This is a genomic window from Streptomyces sp. NPDC048584 (genome assembly GCF_043199595.1).
Taxonomy (GTDB): domain Bacteria; phylum Actinomycetota; class Actinomycetes; order Streptomycetales; family Streptomycetaceae; genus Streptomyces; species Streptomyces edwardsiae.
In genome coordinates, this window is record NZ_JBICWF010000002.1 from 602,795 (window position 1) to 620,696 (window position 17,902).

Annotated in this window: 17 protein-coding genes and 1 riboswitch; of the genes, 9 read left to right on the top strand and 8 right to left on the bottom strand. The window is 70.3% G+C overall.

Annotated features, from left to right (window positions below; genetic code table 11):
- Positions 1–92 precede the first annotated feature (92 nt).
- From sigR to ACGFR9_RS07050, 8 genes are all read left to right on the top strand, one after another.
- Positions 93–779: an RNA polymerase sigma factor SigR gene (gene sigR / locus ACGFR9_RS07015; RefSeq protein ID WP_311642013.1), complete on the top strand. Its 687-nt coding sequence runs from the start codon at positions 93–95 to the stop codon at positions 777–779.
- A complete protein-coding gene (gene rsrA, locus ACGFR9_RS07020; RefSeq protein WP_030219942.1) occupies positions 776–1,087 on the top strand; it encodes a mycothiol system anti-sigma-R factor in 312 nt (103 codons plus the stop codon). Before sigR ends, rsrA begins: the two co-directional genes overlap by 4 nt.
- A gap of 150 nt (positions 1,088–1,237) precedes the next feature.
- Positions 1,238–2,719 (top strand): HD-GYP domain-containing protein, encoded by a 1,482-nt coding sequence (locus tag ACGFR9_RS07025; protein WP_393203683.1) that lies wholly within the window; start codon positions 1,238–1,240, stop codon positions 2,717–2,719.
- On the top strand, positions 2,716–4,017 hold the full coding sequence (locus tag ACGFR9_RS07030; protein WP_393203685.1) for an HD-GYP domain-containing protein: 1,302 nt from the start codon (positions 2,716–2,718) through the stop codon (positions 4,015–4,017). Before ACGFR9_RS07025 ends, ACGFR9_RS07030 begins: the two co-directional genes overlap by 4 nt.
- A 102-nt stretch (positions 4,018–4,119) precedes the next feature.
- Positions 4,120–5,100, top strand: a complete 981-nt coding sequence (locus ACGFR9_RS07035; RefSeq protein ID WP_393203687.1) for a tetratricopeptide repeat protein — start codon at positions 4,120–4,122, stop codon at positions 5,098–5,100.
- A 93-nt stretch (positions 5,101–5,193) separates the two neighbouring features.
- Positions 5,194–5,844, top strand: coding sequence for a peptide deformylase (gene def / locus ACGFR9_RS07040; RefSeq protein ID WP_393203689.1), 651 nt, complete (start codon positions 5,194–5,196; stop codon positions 5,842–5,844).
- A gap of 218 nt (positions 5,845–6,062) precedes the next feature.
- Positions 6,063–7,148, top strand: a complete 1,086-nt coding sequence (gene cyc1 / locus ACGFR9_RS07045; RefSeq protein WP_393203691.1) for an epi-isozizaene synthase — start codon at positions 6,063–6,065, stop codon at positions 7,146–7,148.
- Complete coding sequence (locus ACGFR9_RS07050; RefSeq protein ID WP_393203693.1) at positions 7,145–8,515, top strand: cytochrome P450; 1,371 nt, start codon at positions 7,145–7,147, stop codon at positions 8,513–8,515. The genes cyc1 and ACGFR9_RS07050 overlap by 4 nt, the downstream gene beginning before the upstream one ends.
- 21 nt (positions 8,516–8,536) lie before the next feature.
- On the opposite strand, the gene ACGFR9_RS07055 is transcribed toward ACGFR9_RS07050, so the two are convergent.
- Complete coding sequence (locus tag ACGFR9_RS07055) at positions 8,537–9,499, bottom strand: GlxA family transcriptional regulator (RefSeq protein WP_393203695.1); 963 nt, start codon at positions 9,497–9,499, stop codon at positions 8,537–8,539.
- A 92-nt stretch (positions 9,500–9,591) separates the two neighbouring features.
- Between ACGFR9_RS07055 and ACGFR9_RS07060 the strand changes: the two genes are divergently transcribed.
- Positions 9,592–9,816 (top strand): hypothetical protein, encoded by a 225-nt coding sequence (locus ACGFR9_RS07060; RefSeq protein ID WP_393203697.1) that lies wholly within the window; start codon positions 9,592–9,594, stop codon positions 9,814–9,816.
- Between the two features lie 18 nt (positions 9,817–9,834).
- Here the strand turns inward: ACGFR9_RS07060 and ACGFR9_RS07065 are convergent, their stop codons facing one another.
- From ACGFR9_RS07065 to nagB, 7 genes are all read right to left on the bottom strand, one after another.
- A complete protein-coding gene (locus tag ACGFR9_RS07065) occupies positions 9,835–10,842 on the bottom strand; it encodes a ribonucleotide-diphosphate reductase subunit beta (RefSeq protein WP_393203699.1) in 1,008 nt (335 codons plus the stop codon).
- The gene (locus ACGFR9_RS07070) at positions 10,842–13,202 is read right to left on the bottom strand and encodes a ribonucleoside-diphosphate reductase subunit alpha (RefSeq protein WP_393203701.1); all 2,361 of its coding nucleotides are present in this window, start codon (positions 13,200–13,202) and stop codon (positions 10,842–10,844) included. The genes ACGFR9_RS07065 and ACGFR9_RS07070 overlap by 1 nt, the downstream gene beginning before the upstream one ends.
- Positions 13,203–13,323: 121 nt before the next feature.
- Positions 13,324–13,489: riboswitch (cobalamin riboswitch) on the bottom strand.
- Between the two features lie 12 nt (positions 13,490–13,501).
- Entirely contained in the window at positions 13,502–14,008 is a 507-nt protein-coding gene (locus ACGFR9_RS07075; RefSeq protein ID WP_393203703.1) for a GNAT family N-acetyltransferase, read from the bottom strand.
- Between the two features lie 77 nt (positions 14,009–14,085).
- Complete coding sequence (gene mctP / locus ACGFR9_RS07080; protein ID WP_311642034.1) at positions 14,086–15,714, bottom strand: monocarboxylate uptake permease MctP; 1,629 nt, start codon at positions 15,712–15,714, stop codon at positions 14,086–14,088.
- Positions 15,711–15,977, bottom strand: coding sequence for a DUF3311 domain-containing protein (locus ACGFR9_RS07085; protein ID WP_393203705.1), 267 nt, complete (start codon positions 15,975–15,977; stop codon positions 15,711–15,713). The genes mctP and ACGFR9_RS07085 overlap by 4 nt, the downstream gene beginning before the upstream one ends.
- 204 nt (positions 15,978–16,181) lie before the next feature.
- Positions 16,182–16,946, bottom strand: coding sequence for a GntR family transcriptional regulator (locus ACGFR9_RS07090; RefSeq protein WP_393203707.1), 765 nt, complete (start codon positions 16,944–16,946; stop codon positions 16,182–16,184).
- 156 nt (positions 16,947–17,102) lie between these two features.
- Positions 17,103–17,888: a glucosamine-6-phosphate deaminase gene (gene nagB / locus ACGFR9_RS07095; protein ID WP_393203709.1), complete on the bottom strand. Its 786-nt coding sequence runs from the start codon at positions 17,886–17,888 to the stop codon at positions 17,103–17,105.
- Between the last annotated feature and the right edge of the window lie 14 nt (positions 17,889–17,902).

Genomic DNA, 17,902 nt, shown 5'->3' on the forward strand with positions numbered 1-17,902 from the left:
CCGTCCCTGTTCGGGCGGCGGGCGGACCGGATCGTCGTCTATCCTCCGATTCGGGTGAGACCGGTCTCGGTCTCATCAAAACTCTGGAGGAGGTGGGTCAGGTTCCCGGTACCGACGCAGGGACCGAACACGGCCAGGCGGAGCAGCCCGAGGGCCAGGGCAGCACGGGCGCGGAGTCGACCACGGAGCGCAGCGCGCGCTTCGAGCGGGACGCGCTCGAGTTCCTCGACCAGATGTACTCGGCCGCCCTGCGCATGACGCGCAACCCGGCCGACGCGGAGGACCTGGTCCAGGAGACGTACGCCAAGGCGTACGCGTCCTTCCACCAGTTCCGTGAGGGCACCAACCTCAAGGCGTGGCTGTACCGGATCCTCACCAACACCTTCATCAACTCGTACCGCAAGAAGCAGCGCGAACCCCAGCGCAGCGCGGCCGAGGAGATCGAGGACTGGCAGCTCGCGCGCGCCGAGTCGCACATGTCCACGGGTCTGCGCTCCGCGGAGTCGCAGGCGCTGGACCACCTGCCCGACTCGGACGTCAAGGAAGCGCTGCAGGCGATTCCCGAGGAGTTCCGCATCGCGGTGTATCTCGCCGATGTAGAGGGCTTTGCCTACAAGGAGATCGCGGACATCATGGGGACACCCATCGGTACGGTGATGTCCCGGCTGCACCGCGGTCGCCGTCAGCTGCGCGGCATGCTGGAGGACTACGCGCGTGAGCGCGGACTGGTCCCGGCCGGCGCCGGAGAGTCGAACGAAGCGAAAGGCTCGGGGTCATGAGCTGCGGAGAGCCGCACGAGACGGATTGCAGCGAAATCCTCGATCATCTCTACGAGTTCCTCGACCGTGAGATGCCGGATTCCGACTGTGTGAAGTTCGAGCACCACTTCGAGGAATGCTCGCCCTGCCTGGAGAAGTACGGGCTCGAGCAGGCCGTGAAGAAGCTCGTCAAACGCTGCTGCGGGCAGGACGACGTGCCGGGCGATCTCCGCTCCAAGGTGATGGGGCGGATCGATCTGATTCGCTCCGGCCAGACCGTCCCCGACCAGGACGTCGCCGCCTCCCCGGCGACCCCCCAGGAGTCCTGACACCGGGCCGTCCCCCGGCCCCCATGTCACTCGAACGTGCTAATCCGCGGGTTATCGGCCCGTGGAGGCACCCCTTGCCGTCCTAGGCTCCGGAGCCAGGCATGGTGGCGGGGTCGAGTGCCGGCGGGCACGGTCGGGGGAGGGGACTCCATGGAGGCGTTACCGGCACGGGCCCGCGCGTACGTCGTCTGCGTCACCGTCGCGGCCCTGCTCTGTCTGCTGCCCCTGATCCCCGCTGCCCCCGTGTCACTGCCGGACAGTGTCCACATCTCGTGGTGGGCGGTCGCCCTGCTCGCCGCGCTGTACGCCGGCTGCGAGCGCCTCGCCCGGTCGCGTACGGTCGCCGCCCCGCACCCGGGCGGCATCTTCCACCCCGTCCTGCTCGCCGCGGCGTTCCTGCTGCCACCGTCCGCCGCGGCGCTGATCGCGCTCCCCGGCGCGCTGCTGCTTCCCGTGGAACAACGGCCGTATCTGGCGCGCAGACTCTGGCGGGCCGGACGGCTGGTGCTCGCCGTATGGGCCGCGAGCCGCGTCCATCTGGCCGTCGGCGGCCGGGACGCGGTGGCGGACTGCGCGGTGCCGGGCGCGCTCGGCACGGCCGGGGCGGCGGTGCTGGTCTTCTGCCTGGTGCTCACCCTGCTCGAGGGAGGCATCCTGGCCCTCACCTCCGGCGCCCTCCCGCGCGGGAGGCGCCTTTCGGCGCCGGCCGCCTGGTGGCGGCTGTTTCTCGGCTCGCTGGCACCCCTCACCGTGCACGGCCTCGCCGGGCTCATGATGGCGTTGCTGTGGCGCAGCACCTACGGCCCCGTCGCCGCGCTGCTCGTGCTGCTGCCGATGGGCGTCTCGTGGTGGGCGTTCGCCCAGTACCACCGGGAACGGGCCGCCCACCAGGCCACGATCCGCGCCCTCGTCCAGGCCGTCGACATCAAGGACGGCTACACGCGCGGGCACAGCGAACGCGTCGGACGGGCGTCCATGATGATCGCGCGTGAGCTCGGCATGGACGACGAACGTGTCGAACTGCTCCGCTTCGCGGGCATCCTGCACGACGTCGGCAAGCTCGGCGTGCCCACCCGGCTGCTCACCAAGAACGGCCCGCTGACCCCCGAGGAGCGCCGGGTGATCGAACTGCACCCCGAGTACGGGCACGAGATGGTGCGGGGTATCTCCTTCCTCGGCGAGGCCCGCGCGGCGGTACTCCACCACCACGAACGGCTGGACGGCAGCGGCTACCCCTACGGGCTGGCGGGCGGTCAGATCCCGGAGTCCGCACGGGTGGTCGCCGTCGCCGACGCCTTCGACGCGATGACCTCCAACCGCTCGTACAGCAGGGCCCGGCCCGTGCAGGTGGCACTCGACGAACTGCGCCGTTGCGCGGGCGCCCACTTCGACCCCCGGATGGTGGCCGCACTGGTCCGGGCGGTCACCGACTCCGGCTGGCACCCGGCGGTGACCGCCGACGACCCCCCGACCGCCGCGGGCGGCACCGGCCCGGCCGACGGCGCAGGGTGGACCGGTGGAGGCACACGGTCCACCACGGGCGGCACCCGATGCGCCGACGGTGACATGCGGCCGGCCGACGGCGGTACGCCCTCCGTGCCCGGGCCCGCCGCACCCGGGGCCCGGCGATGAGGCCGCGGCTCCATACCGTCGTGCACGTGTGCGCCGCCGTCCTCGCCGTCGGCTCCCTCGGCGCGACCCTGTACGACGGAGTCGAGGGGCGCGGTGCCGCGCTCGCCTTCGGGGTGCTCATCGCCGTGGGCGAGCTCAGCCGGCGCACCGGGACCGGCATCCGGGAGGCCGCGCCGCTCGCCGCCGCCGGCTCACTGTCGTACGCGCTGCTCGGCGAGATCGCGGGGCGGCCCACCCATCACGGCGCGGCCCAGGTCGTCACCGTGGTGCTCGCGGCCTCCCTGCTCGGCAGCGTGCCGTACGTCGGACGCGGGGACGGCCCCGCCCTCGACCCGTCGGCGCGCAGGGTGCTGAGCGTCGGGTTCGTCGCCCTGTGCTTCCAGCCGCTGTACAACCGGGGCACCATCGACGGCTGGGGCGGCCCCGCCCACGCGGTACTGCTGCTCGCCCTGCTGTCCCTCACCGCCCTGTGCGACGCCGTCCTCGCCGCCGCGCTCGCCCACTCCCGCACCGGATGGCCCTTCCTGCCGACCCTGCGGGACGAACTGCGGGCCCTGCCCGGCATCGGGGCCGCCGTCATCGCCACGGGCGCGGTGATGGCGCTCGGCGTCGCGGTCGTAGGGCTGTGGGCACTGCCCGTCTTCTCCGTACCGCTGCTGCTCGCCCAGCTGTCCTACCGGCGGTACGCCGCCGTGCGCGCCACCTACCGGCAGACCATCACCTCCCTCGCGCGGGCCACCGAGATCGCCGGCTGCACCCCGGCCGGACACGCCCGCCGGGTCGCCGCACTCGGCCAGGCGGTGGGCCGGGACCTCGGGCTGAGCGAACCCGAACTGACCGTGCTGGAGTACGCCGCCCTGATGCACGACATCGGCCAGCTCAGCCTCGTCGACCCGGTCCCCGCGGGCGCCACCGCCGGCCTGCCCGCCGAGGAGCAGCGGCGGATCGCCCTCCTCGGCGGCGCCGTCGTACGCCAGACCGGCGTGGACCCGCGCGTGGCCGCCATCGTCGAACGGCAGGCCGACCCGCACCGGGAGCAGCCGCTCGCCGCGCGGATCGTCCGGGTGGTCAACGCGTACGAGGAGAAGTCGCGGGAAGGAGGGCCCGGCGGGCCGCTCAGCGCGCTGGAGGAACTGCGCCTGGGCACCTCCGGCGCGTACGCGCCGGAGGTGGTGGAGGCACTGGCCCGGGTGTTGTCACGGAACACGGAGGGGACGCGTGAACACCAGGGCCGAGCGTGGCGAGGACCACGTACGGGACTGTCTGACCCCGGCCGGGGCTGGGTAACCCATGGGTAATGAGCGCCCTTGTGGCCGTACGTGGTTGGATGCGAAGGAGAGGGAGTCCGGGGGCGCGGACAGATACAGCCAGCCCACCGACGGAACCGGCAGGCGGGAATCGTGAGGATCTTCGGCAAGGGACGGCACCGGCCCTCCGCCTCCTGGCGGCAGGCCACGGACCGCGCGTTCACGCTCATCGGCGACGGCCGGTACGAGGACGCGGGCGCGCTCCTGACACGTGCCGCCGATCTGGAACCCTGGCTGTCGGAGTCCTGGTTCAACCTGGCGCTGCTGCACAAGTTCCGGCACGACTGGGAGCAGGCGCGCGCGGCCGGACTGCGCGCCGTCGCCCTGCTCGACCGTGACACCGGGGCTCCCGACTGGTGGAACGTCGGCATCTCCGCCACCGCCCTCCAGGACTGGCCGCTGGCCCGGCGGGCCTGGCAGGCCTACGGACTCAAGGTGCCCGGCCCGCCCACCGACTCCGGCGAGCCCCTCGGCATGGACCTGGGCAGCGCGGCCGTACGGCTCTCCCCGGAGGGGGAGGCCGAGGTGGTGTGGGGGCGGCGGCTCGACCCCGCCCGGATCGAGGTGCTGTCCATTCCGCTGCCGTCCTCCGGGCGCCGCTGGGGCGAGGTCGTCCTGCACGACGGTGTGCCGCACGGCGAGCGGAGCACCGCCGCCGGACACACCTACCCGGTGTTCGACGAGATCGAGTTGTGGGCGCCCTCGCCGGTGCCGACCTGGGTGGTGCTCCTGGAGGCCGCGACCGAGGCCGACCGGGACGCGCTGGAGCAGCTGGCCTCCGACGCCGGCTTCGCGGCCGAGGACTGGTCGTCGTCCGTACGGCTGCTGTGCCGGATGTGCTCGGAGTCCCGGATGCCGTCGGACGAGGGGGAGGGCGAGCATCTGGATCCGCACGATCACAGTGAGCCCGGGCATCCGGGGCCGCTGGGGCATCGTACGGACGGGCAGTCGTGGGTACCGGAACGCGAATGCGGCGTCGCCGCGCCCGCCTCCCTCGTCCGGGGGCTGCTGGACGGATGGGTCGCGGACAGCCCGGAGTCCCGCGACTGGCGGGACCTCGAAGAGGTGTGCTGAGACCGTGGAGTCCCGCGCCCCTTCCGGGGCACGGTTCCCCGTACCCTTGTCAGATCACAACCCCGGTCCTACTCAGGAAGGCGTACGTCGGTCATGGCTCAGCAGGACACCGATCAGCAGCACGCGGGGGTGCTCCCCGTCGACGGCGAGGGGTATGTCATCGACACGGAGGACTGCGAGGAGCGCGAGGCTGCGTGGCGGGAGCGCGGCACCTCGCGCCCGATCACCGTGGTCGGCAACCCCGTGCTGCACCAGGAGTGCGAGGACGTCACGGACTTCGGCGACGAGTTCCAGCAGCTGGTGGCCGACATGTTCACGAGCCAGCGCACCGCCGAGGGCGTGGGCCTGGCCGCCAACCAGATCGGCGTGGGCAAGAAGGTCTTCGTCTACGACTGCCCCGACGACGACGGCGTCCGGCACGTCGGTGTGATCTGCAACCCCAAGCTGGTCGAACTGCCCGCCGAGCAGCGCCGGCTGGACGACAGCAACGAGGGCTGCCTGTCCGTGCCCACCGCCTACATGCCGCTGGCCCGCCCCGACTACGCCGAGGTGACCGGGCAGGACGAGCGGGGCAACCCCGTCCGGGTACGCGGCACGGGCTATTTCGCACGGTGTTTGCAGCACGAGACCGACCATCTGTACGGCTACCTCTACATCGACCGGCTGTCCAAGCGTGAACGCAAGGACGCGCTGCGGCAGATGGCCGAGAACGAGCCGCGGTACCCCGTGGTCGCCAACGGCTGACGGGCTTCCCGGAGCCCCGCGTCTCCTCAACGAACGGCGTTCGATCGAGTACTTCTTCGATCGGACGCCGTTCGTCTGTGGGCCCCAATGGTAGTGAAAGAAGCAAATCCGTTCCCCTAGCGGTCAGTTGTGGTGCTGAATGGAGGTGTGGGATACGCACGGCGTGCGCCCGGCACGGGGGTGGGAGCACGCCGACTGGCGGCGAGAGGGGATTGTTCGTGCATGCTTTGTCACACGGCACCACATCGACACCGACCACCATCGCAGTTCCACCGGCGCTGTCTCTTCCGGTGATCGAGACGGCGTTTCCCCGGCAACTCCACCCGTATTGGCCGAAGCTCCAGGAGAGGACCAGGGCGTGGCTGCTCGAAATGCGGCTGATGCCGCCGGACAAGGTGGAGGAATATGCCGACGGCCTGTGCTACACCGACCTTATGGCGGGGTACTACATAGGCGCCCCCGAGGACGTCCTGCAGGCGATCGCGGACTACAGCGCCTGGTTCTTCGTCTGGGACGACCGGCACGACCGCGACATCGTGCACGACCGGCCCGCCGCCTGGTCACGGCTCAGGGAGCGGCTGCACAGGGCCCTCGACAGCCCCGGTGACCACAGAGGGCACAAGGATCCGGTGGTGGCGGGCCTCGCGGACAGCGTGCAGCGGCTCTACGCCTTCCTGCCGGGCAGCTGGAACGCCCGGTTCGCCCGGCATTTCCACGAGGTGATCGAGGCGTACGACCGTGAATTCCACAACCGTGCGGAGGGGATCGTCCCCACCGTAGAGGAATATCTGGAACTACGCCGGCTCACCTTCGCGCACTGGATCTGGACCGATCTCCTGGAGCCGAGCGCGGGAAGTGAACTCCCGGACGCGATCCGGCGGAACCACGCCTATCGGAAGGCGGCACTGTTCAGTCAGGAATTCGCCGCCTGGTACAACGACCTGTGTTCACTGCCGAAAGAATTGGCGGGCAGTGAGGTGCACAATCTCGGCATCAGTCTCATCACCCACGAGAAACTGACCCTCGAAGAGGCGATCGCCGAAGTGAGGCGTCGCGTCGAGGAATGCATCAGCGAATTCCTGGACGCCGAACAGTGTGCGTTGCGTCTCGCCGACACCCTCGACGACGGCACGGTGGGAGGAAAGGAGAAGAGTGCCGCCGTACGCGCCTGCGTCGGCAATATGCGGAACTGGTTCAGCTCCGTCTACTGGTTCCACCACGAGTCCGGCCGGTACCGGGTGGACAGCTGGGACGACCGGTCCACGCCCCCGTACGTCAACAACGAAGCGGCAGGTGAGTCATGACCGTCGAGTCCGTGAAGCCCGGCCCGTCCGAGGAGACCCCACTGCGCGAGCCGCCGGTGGCCGGCGGCGGGGTCCCCCTCCTCGGCCACGGCTGGAAACTGGTCCGCGACCCGCTGGCCTTCCTGGGCCGACTGCGCGACCACGGCGACGTCGTACGCCTCGAACTCGGACCCAAGACGGTGTACGCCGTCACCACCCCCGCCCTCACCGGGGCGGTGGCACTCAGCCCCGACTACATCATCGCAGGGCCGCTGTGGGAGTCCCTGGAGAGCCTCCTCGGAAAGGAGGGCGTGGCCACCGCGAACGGCCCGCTGCACCGGCGCCAGCGGCGCACCATCCAGCCCGCCTTCAAGCTCGACGCGATCCCCGCGTACGGGCCGATCATGGCGGAGGAGGCGTACGCGCTGGTGGAGCGCTGGCGCTCGGGGAAGGTCCTGGACGTGACGGTGGAGTCCTTCCGTGTGGCCGTCCGGATCGCCGCCCGCTGTCTGATGCGCGGCGGCTACATGGACGCCCACGCGGACCGCATCTGCACCGACCTCGCCACGCTGTTCAGCGGCATGTACCAGCGCATGGTGGTGCCCCTCGGCCCCCTTTATAAGGTGCCGATCCCGGCCAACCGGGAATTCAACCGGGCGCTGGCCGATTTGCACGTCCTGGTCGACGAGATCGTCGCCGACCGACGCGCGAGCGGTCAAAAACCGGACGATTTGCTGACGGCTTTGCTGGAGGCGAAGGACGAGAATGGCGCCCCCATCGGGGAACAGGAGATCCACGACCAGGTCATCGCCATACTCACCCCCGGCAGCGAAACCGTCGGGGCCACGGTCATGTCGCTCCTCCTGGTTCTCACCGAGCATCCGGAACTCGGCGACAAGATCCGCGACGAGGTGAAAACCGTCGTGGGTGACCGCCCGGTCGCATTCGACGACGTGCGCAAGCTGACGTACACCGCGAATGTCGTCACGGAGACCCTGCGGCTGTATCCGGCCGTATGGATATTGACGCGCCGTGCGGTGACGGACACGGAACTCGGCGGATACCGCATTCCCGAGGGGGCCGACCTCATCTACAGTCCGTACGCGGTCCAGCGCGACGGCCGGTCGTACGAGCGGCACGAGGAGTTCGACCCCGACCGCTGGCTTCCGGAACGCTCGGGGGACGTGCCCAAGTACGCGATGAGCCCGTTCAGCGTGGGCAACCGGAAGTGTCCCAGCGACCACTTCTCGATGGCCGAACTCACGCTCCTCACCGCGGTGATCGCCTCCGCCCACCGCTTCGAGCACGCGGGCGGCTCCGACCCCCGGCCCCGGATCGGCATCACGCTCCGGCCGCGCCGGCTGATGCTGCGGGCACTGCCCCGCTGACCGGGCGCGCGGCACACACGTTCAGGCGGCCTCCGGGCCCCTGAACGTGCGCCGGTAGACCTGCGGAGTCGTGCCTACGGCCCGTACGAAGTGGTGGCGCAGCGCCGCCGCGTTGCCGAAACCGGTACGGCCCGCGATCGCGTCCACCGTCTCGTCCGTGGCCTCCAGCAGCCGCTGCGCCAGCAGCACCCGCTGGCGCAGGATCCACCGGTAGGGCGTGGTGCCGGTCTCCTGCTGGAAGCGGCGGGCGAAGGTACGCGGCGACATATGGGCGCGGGCGGCGAGCTGTTCGACGGTGGTCTCCTCGTCGAGGTGCCGCTCCATCCACACCAGCACCTCGGAGACGGTGTCACCGCCGGGCTCCGGCAGCGGGCGCTCGATGTACTGGGCCTGCCCGCCGTCGCGGTGCGGGGGCACCACCATGCGCCGGGCGATCCTGTTGGCGATGTCCGGGCCCTGCTCCTTGCGCACCAGATGCAGACAGGCGTCGATGCCGGCGGCGGTCCCCGCGGAGGTGATCACCGGGTCCTCGTCGACGTAGAGTACGTCCGGTTCGACCGTCAGATGGGGGTACCGCCTGGTCAGCTCCTCCGCGTGCTTCCAGTGGACGGCGGCGCGCCGGCCCTCGAGCAGTCCGGCGGCGGCGAGCACGAACACCCCGGAACAGACGCTGAGCACCCGGGCGCCCCGGTCCACCGCCCGCCGCAGGACGTCCAGCAGCTCGGGCGGGAACTCCCGGGAGACGTAGGAGGAACCGGCGGGCACGGTGATGAGGTCCGCCGTCTCCAGCCGCCGCAGGTCGTGCTCGACCTGGAGGGAGAATCCGGTGTTGGTGCGCACGCTGGGACCGTCGGCCGAGGCGACGGCGAAGTCGTACACGGGCAGCCCGTCGTCACTGCGGTCGGCGCCGAACACCTCGCAGACGACACCGAGTTCGAAGGGGTTCACACCGTGGAGGAGGACGGCGGCCACGTTCTGGAGCATGACCCCAGTGTGCCTCGTGATTGGCAGTAAATCGAGGGTGCACGGCAGTCCTGCCACTCCCCGTAAGGAGCATCCGGCGCGACAGTGGTGTCATGGAAACGACGCAGATACACGCACTGACCACGCTGGTGGCCGTTCTCGGCCTGTTCGTCTTCATGACCTGGCCCGCCCTGCTCGGCATCGCACGCGAGCGGCGCATCGACCGGCAGATCGAACGGGCCGAGGCCGCCCGCGCCGCGGCCGCACGCCACGACACGCCGGCGGCCCCGCGCCCGGCGAAGAGCGCCGCCCCGTGCCGCACCGCACGCGCGGCGTGACGCGGGGCGGCACAACCCCTAGAAGTCCTCGTCCAGGTCGACCGTGCCCTCCACGGCGACCTGGTACGCGGACGGGCGCCGCTCGAAGAAGTTCGTCAGCTCCTGGACGCCCTGCAGCTCCATGAACGAGAACGGGTTCTCCGAGCCGTACACCGGCGCGAAGCCCAGCCGCACCAGCCGCTGGTCGGCGACGCACTCCAGGTACTGCCGCATCGACTCCGTGTTCATACCCGGCAGACCGTCCCCGCACAGGTCACGGGCGAACTGCAGCTCCGCCTCGACCGCCTCGCGCAGCATGTCGGTGACCTGCTGCCCGAGTTCCTCGTCGAACAGCTCCGGCTCCTCCTTGCGCACGGTGTCGACCACGTCGAAGGCGAACGACATGTGCATCGTCTCGTCCCGGAACACCCAGTTGGTGCCGGTCGCCAGACCGTGCAGCAGACCCCGGCCGCGGAACCAGTAGACGTAGGCGAAGGCGCCGTAGAAGAACAGGCCCTCGATGCACGCGGCGAAGCAGATCAGGTTCAGCAGGAAGCGGCGCCGGTCGGCCCTGCTCTCCAGCCGGTCCATCTTCTCCACCGAGTCCATCCACTTGAAGCAGAACCCGGCCTTCTCCCGGATGGACGGGATGTTCTCCACCGCCGCGAAGGCCGCCGCCCGGTCGTCCGGATCGGGCAGATAGGTGTCGAGGAGCGTCAGATAGAACTGGACGTGCACGGCCTCCTCGAACAGCTGCCGGGACAGATACAGCCGCGCCTCGGGGGAGTTGATGTGCTTGTACAGGGTCAGCACCAGGTTGTTCGCCACGATCGAGTCGCCCGTCGCGAAGAACGCGACCAGCCGCCCGATCAGGTGCTGCTCCTCGGGGGTGAGCTTCGCGAGGTCGGTCACGTCCGAGTGGAGGTCGACCTCCTCCACGTGCCAGGTGTTCTTGATGGCGTCCCGGTAGCGCTCGTAGAAGTCGGGATAGCGCATGGGGCGCAGAGTCAGCTCGAAGCCGGGGTCGAGCAGGTTCTTGGTGGTCATCACTGACAGGCCTCGCAGGACTCGGGGTTTTCCAGGGAGCAGGCGACCGCGTCGGGGCCGGCCTGCTGCGGGACGGGGACGGTGGTCCGGGCCGCCGCGCGGGCGATCCGGGTGGCGGGGCGGGAGCGCAGGTAGTAGGTGGTCTTCAGGCCCTGCTTCCACGCGTACGCGTACATCGAGGAGAGCTTGCCGATGGTCGGCGTCTCCAGGAACAGGTTCAGCGACTGCGCCTGGTCCAGGAAGGGGGTGCGGGCGGCGGCCATGTCGATCAGACCGCGCTGCGGGATCTCCCACGCCGTGCGGTACAGCCGCCGTACGTCGTCGGGGATCCAGGCGAAGTCCTGCACCGAGCCGTTGGCCTCGCGCAGCGCCTCACGCGTCCGCGCGTCCCACACGCCCAGCCGCTTCAGATCGTCCACCAGATACGAGTTGACCTGGAGGAACTCCCCGGACAGCGTCTCGCGCTTGAACAGGTTGGACACCTGCGGCTCGATGCACTCGTACACGCCCGCGATGGACGCGATGGTGGCGGTGGGCGCGATCGCCAGGAGCAGCGCGTTGCGCATCCCCACGGCGGCGATCCGCGTCCGCAGCGCCGCCCAGCGCTCCGGCCAGACGAGGTCCGTGTCGTAGTGGTCGGGGTGCAGCACGCCCCGCGCGGTACGGGTCTGCTCCCAGGCGGGCAGCGGGCCGCTCCGCTCGGCGAGATCCGCGGAGGTCTCGTACGCGGCGAGCATGATCCGCTCGGCGATCCTCGTGGACAGCGCCTTCGCCTCGGGCGAGTCGAACGGCAGCCGCAGCTGGAAGAAGACGTCCTGGAGACCCATCGCGCCCAGGCCCACCGGGCGCCAGCGGGCGTTGGAGCGGCCCGCCTGCTCGGTCGGGTAGTAGTTGATGTCCACCACCCGGTCGAGGAAGGTGACGGCCGTGCGGACGGTCTCGTCCAGGCGCTCCCAGTCGATGTCGCCGCCGGTCACGAAGGCACCGAGGTTGACCGAGCCCAGGTTGCAGACCGCGGTCTCCCCGTCGTCGGTGACCTCGAGGATCTCCGTGCACAGGTTGGAGGAGTGGACGACATGGCCCGGCGTCGCCGTCTGGTTGGCCGTGCGGTTGGCGGCGTCCTTGAAGGTCATCCAGCCGTTGCCGGTCTGCGCGAGGGTGCGCATCATACGGCCGTACAGTTCGCGGGCCGGGAGGGTCTTCCGTGCCAGCCCCTTCGCCTCGGCCGCCCGGTACGCCGCGTCGAACTCCCCGCCCCACAGGTCGACGAGTTCCGGCACGTCCGCCGGGGAGAACAGCGACCAGGGCGCGTCGGCGTTCACCCGGCGCATGAACTCGTCCGGCACCCAGTGCGCGAGGTTCAGATTGTGCGTACGGCGGGCGTCCTCACCGGTGTTGTCGCGCAGTTCCAGGAACTCCTCGATGTCGGAGTGCCAGGTCTCCAGGTAGACGGCCGCGGCCCCCTTGCGCCGCCCGCCCTGGTTCACGGCGGCGACGGAGGCGTCGAGCGTCTTCAGGAACGGCACGATGCCGTTGGAGTGCCCGTTGGTGCCGCGGATCAGCGAACCCCGGGCGCGGATACGGGAGTACGACAGGCCGATGCCGCCGGCGTGCTTGGAGAGCCGGGCGACCTGGTGGTAGCGGTCGTAGATCGAGTCCAGCTCGTCCAGCGGGGAGTCGAGGAGGTAGCAGGACGACATCTGGGGGTGCCGGGTACCGGAGTTGAACAGGGTGGGCGAGGAGGGCAGGTAGTCCAGGCGGCTCATCAGCGCGTACAGCGCGGCGACCTCGTCCACCGACCGCGCGGAGTCGTCCTCGGCGAGACCGGCGGCGACCCGCAGCAGGAAGTGCTGGGGCGTCTCGACGACCTTGCGGGTGACCGGGTGCCGCAGCAGATAGCGGCTGTGCAGGGTGCGCAGGCCGAAGTAGCCGAAGCGGTCGTCGGCGCCCGTGTCGATCAGCGTGTCCAGGCGGGCGGCGTGCAGCCCGACGAACGCGGCGGTCCGGTCGGCGATCAGACCCTCGCGGTGGCCGGTCGCGACGGACCCGGTGAACGACGTGACACCCTGCGAGGCGGCCTCGGCACGGATACCGAGGGTGAGCAGCCGGGCGGCGAGCCGGGAGTACGCCGGGTCCTCGGAGATCAGCCCGGCCGCGGCCTCGGTGGCCAGCTCCCGCAGCTCCGCCAGGTCGGCGGCCGCGGACCGGCCGCGCAGCGCGGCGGCGGCGACCCGTCCGGGGTCGGCGTCCGGCAGGTCGGCGGTCAGCTCGGTCAGGATCCGCAGCAGCGCGGCACCGGGGCCGTCGCTCTCCTCGGTCACGCCGATCGCTGAAACCGGATCGGCTGGCGCGATGGTCACGTGTGGCTCTCCCTCGCTCGGCACGGGGCCTCGAAGAGCGCAGGGGGCGGTACACGAACGCACAGGGCGTCGCGTCCACCGGCCCATTCCGCGAGGCCCGGACGTCAGGCACCCGGACCGGACGGCCGGGCGCACTGTCGGCAGGTCCTCGGACTGACCCCCATGGCCACGCGGGCATGGGTACACCGTTGCGGGACAGTTCCGGATTCACACCGGATTCCCCTGCGGCGACAGCGAGCATGAGCATACATCTTGTGCCGGGTGTCGCCAGCAACCCCATATCTTGTGTCGCGACGGTGTCAGAGTGTCAGCTCGTAGGTGAGCAGGGTGATGTCGTCCAGCTCCGGGAGGGGGTTCCAGTCGCGCTCCGGGGTGCGGGTGAAGCCCAGCCGTTCGTAGACGCGGTGGGCGGCGCGCATGGTGCTCTGGGTCGACAGCACGACCCGTACGCACCCCTCGGTGGCCCGTGCCCGGTCGACGCAGGCACGCACCAGGGCCTCCCCGGCACCCCGCCCCCGGCCCGCGTGGGCGACCGCGAGCATCCGGATCTCCGCCTCGCCCGGCCCCGCCATGCCGGCCATCGGACCGGGACCCGGCACGAACGTCACCCCGCCCAGCAGCACCCCGCCCGCCACGGCGACGAGCACCTCGGCGGCCGCCGCCCGCTTCGCCACGTTTCTGAGCTCATCCAGGTACGCGTCGTCCTCCCCGAAGTCGAGCAGCCCGTCCAGGAGATAGGCCCGCGCGGTGATCTCGGCCAGTTCCCCGTACTCGCCGGACTCCACCGGCCGGATGACGATGTCCATGAGCCGAGTGTGCCGGACGGGTACGGCGACGGGCCGCCGGATTTCCTCCGGCGGCCCGCTGCCCGAAACGTACGGCGTCAGTGCGAACTGCCCGCCGTGGCCGGCGGAAGCTCCACCTGGACACCGGCGTCACCGGCGTCCGCCGTGTAGTCCTGCGGCCGGGTCTCGTCGACGCCCTCGGGCGCCTTGACGGCCCGGAAGACGAACGTCAGGACGACCGTGACCAGGACGTTGAGCACGAACGCGGTGAGACCGATGTAGCCGATCTCGCCGATGCCCGGGATCTCCTTGGACGATCCGCCGAAGTGCTTCTGCGTCGGCGAGGCCACCCCGTACGCGGCGACGGTGCCGTAGATCATGCCGACCGCCCAGCCGCCGATCAGCGCCCAGCGGTGGAACCAGCGGGTGAACAGGCCGCCCACCAGCGCCGGGAAGGTCTGCAGGATCCAGATCCCGCCGAGCAGCTGGAAGTTGATCGCGACCGTCTTGTCCATGGTCAGCACGAAGACCAGCGCGCCCACCTTCACCAGCAGGGACACGATCTTGGAGACCTGGGTCTCCTGCTTCGGCGTCGCGTCCGGCTTGATGAAGTCCTTGTAGATGTTGCGGGTGAACAGGTTCGCCGCCGCGATCGACATGATCGCCGCCGGCACCAGCGCGCCGATGCCGATCGCCGCGAAGGCCACGCCAGCGAACCAGTCCGGGAACATGTCCTCGAACAGCTGAGGGATCGCCAGCTGGCCGTTGCTGACCTTGACCCCGGCCGCGATCGCCATGAAGCCGAGCAGCGCCAGCAGACCCAGCATCAGGGAGTACAGCGGCAGGATCGTGGTGTTGCGGCGGATCACCTCACGGCTGCGCGAGGACAGCGTCGCCGTGATCGAGTGCGGGTACATGAACAGCGCGAGCGCGGAGCCGAGTGCCAGCGTGGCGTACGTCCACTGACCCGCCTCGCCCGGTACCAGCGCGCCGCGCGGCGCACCCGTGGCCGGGTTGGTCTGGCTGTACGCCTCGCTCGCCCGGGCGAAGATCTCGTCGAAGCCGCCCAGCTTGATCGGGATGTAGATGATCGCCACCGCGATGACGATGTAGATCAGCGTGTCCTTGACGAACGCGATCAGCGCGGGGGCCCGCAGCCCCGACGAGTACGTGTACGCCGCCAGCACACCGAAGGCGATCAGCAGCGGCAGGTCCTTGACGAACCAGTTGGTGTTCTCGCCGCCGCCGACACCCATCACGTCGAGCACGGCCTGGATGCCGACCAGCTGGAGCGCGATGTACGGCATCGTCGCCAGGATGCCGGTGACCGCGACGGCCAGCGACAGCCCCTTCGAGCCGAACCGGCCGCGCACGAAGTCGGACGTCGTCACATAGCCGTGCTTGTGCGAGACCGACCACAGCCGGGGCAGGAAGGTGAAGATCAGCGGGTACACCAGGATCGTGTACGGCACCGCGAAGAAGCCGGCCGCGCCCGCCGCGTAGATCGCCGCCGGTACGGCCACGAAGGTGTACGCGGTGTACAGGTCGCCGCCGAGCAGGAACCAGGTCACCCAGGTGCCGAACGACCGGCCGCCCAGGCCCCACTCGTCGAGGCTGTGCTCGTTCTCGGCCTTGCGCCAGCGCGCGGCCAGGAAGCCCATCGCCGTGACCAGCAGGAAGAAGAAGATGAAGACGGCGAGTGCCACGCCGTTGACGCCGTCGTTCACCGCGACGCACCGCCCTTCGAGGCCGAGCGGGCGCGCTGGTCACGCTGCCACAGCTTGTACGCGGTCATCGTCAGGACGGTGGAGAGCAGCACCCACAGCATCTGGTACCAGTAGAAGAACGGGATGCCGATGAACACCGGGTCGGTCTTCGCGTAGGACCCGACCCACAGCATGGCCACGAACGGTGCGACGAGACAGAGGGCGATGACGACGCGGGTGGGCGTCACCACCGGCCCTTCTCTGGTTTCTGGGGCTTGTGACATCAGACGGTTCCCGTCCCCTCACTGATCACCGGCGGTAGTGCGCGGAAATGTAGGTCAGGGCACCGTCCGGCCGTAACCCCTCGTCCGCACAGCGGTACCCAGGCGCCGCGCAACCGAGAGGCAACAGCAACGAAAACCTTGTCAACCACCCGTTTTCGCCGCTTTTGCGGGACACGTCGAAGGTGAGTGCGAGACGGGTCCGGGTCAGTCCTGGGGGCGCTTCAGGCGCGCGACGAACTTGTACCGGTCGCCCCGGTACACCGACCGCACCCACTCCACCGGCAGTCCGCCGCGGTCCCGCGAGTGCCGGGACAGCATCAGCATCGGCAGGCCGACGTCGGTGCCGAGCAGACCGGCCTCGCGCGGGGTGGCCAGGGACGTCTCGATGGTCTCCTCGGCCTCCGCGAGATGGACGTCGTACACCTCGGCGAGGGCGGTGTAGAGCGACGTGTACTTCGTCAGGCTGCGCCGCAGCGCGGGGAAGCGCTTCGCGCTCAGATGGGTGGTCTCGATGGCCATGGGCTCGCCGTTGGCCATGCGCAGCCGCTCGATACGCAGCACGCGTCCGCCGGCCGTGATGTCGAGCAGCCCGGCGAGCCGGTCGTCGGCCGTGATGTAGCCGAGGTCCAGCAGCTGCGAGGTGGGCTCCAGGCCCTGGGCGCGCATGTCCTCGGTGTACGAGGTGAGCTGGAGCGCCTGGGAGACCTTGGGCTTGGCCACGAAGGTGCCTTTGCCCTGGATGCGCTCCAGGCGCCCCTCGACCACCAGCTCCTGGAGCGCCTGGCGCACGGTGGTGCGCGAGGTGTCGAACTCCGCCGCCAGGGTGCGCTCGGGCGGAACCGGCGTCCCGGGCGGGGCCGTCTCCGTCATGTCGAGCAGATGCTTCTTCAGCCGGTAGTACTTAGGCACGCGCGCGGTACGGACCGTGGTCCCGCCCTCGTTCTCCGCACTGCTGACGTCGGTGCTCATGCTCTGCCTTCCCGGCTCCGGGTGCCGAAGCGGCCGACATCCCATCGGCCGCGGCTGACATCGTGGCACGGCTCGGGGCGGGGGTGTGCCCCGCACGCTCCGTGATCCCCTTTGTATACCCCTGGGGCGGGGGCTGGTCCAGACCACGGGCGGCGGTCAGATCCCCTGCCACTCCGGCTTGTTGGCGTAGGTGTGCCGGAAGTAGTCGGCGAGCTTCAGCTTGGAGGCGGCGGCCTCGTCGACGACCACCGTGGCATGCGCGTGCAACTGCAGCGCGGACGCGGGGCACACCGCCGCGACCGGTCCCTCGACGGTCGCGGCGACCGCGTCCGCCTTGCCCTCGCCGGTGGCCAGCAGGACCAGGTGACGGGCCTCCAGGATGGTGCCGATGCCCTGGGTGATGACGTGGTGCGGGACCTGGTCGATGTCACCGTCGAAGAAGCGGGCGTTGTCCACCCGGGTCTGCTCGGTCAGCGTCTTGATACGGGTACGGGAGACGAGGGAGGAGCACGGCTCGTTGAACCCGATGTGCCCGTCCGTGCCGATCCCGAGCAGCTGGAGATCCACGCCGCCGGCCTCGGCCAGCTCCCTGTCGTACGTCTCGCACGCGCCCTGGACGTCGTCGGCGGTGCCGTCGGGACCCATGAAGGCGTCCATGCCGATCCCGAGGGGCTCCAGCACCTCGCGCCGCAGCACCGAGCGGTAGGACTCGGGGTGCTCCGCGGGCAGTCCGACGTACTCGTCGAGCTGGGCGATCCGGGCCCGCGAGGCGTCCACGGCACCGGAGCGCATCCGTGCGGCCAGCGACTGGTACACGGGCAGCGGTGTCGATCCGGTGGCCACACCCAGTAGGGCGTCGGGCTTGCGCCGCAGCAGCCGCGCCATGGACTCGGCGATGAGCTCGCCGCCCGCCTTGGCGTCCGCAACGATGACAACTTCCACGGTGGGCCTGCCGA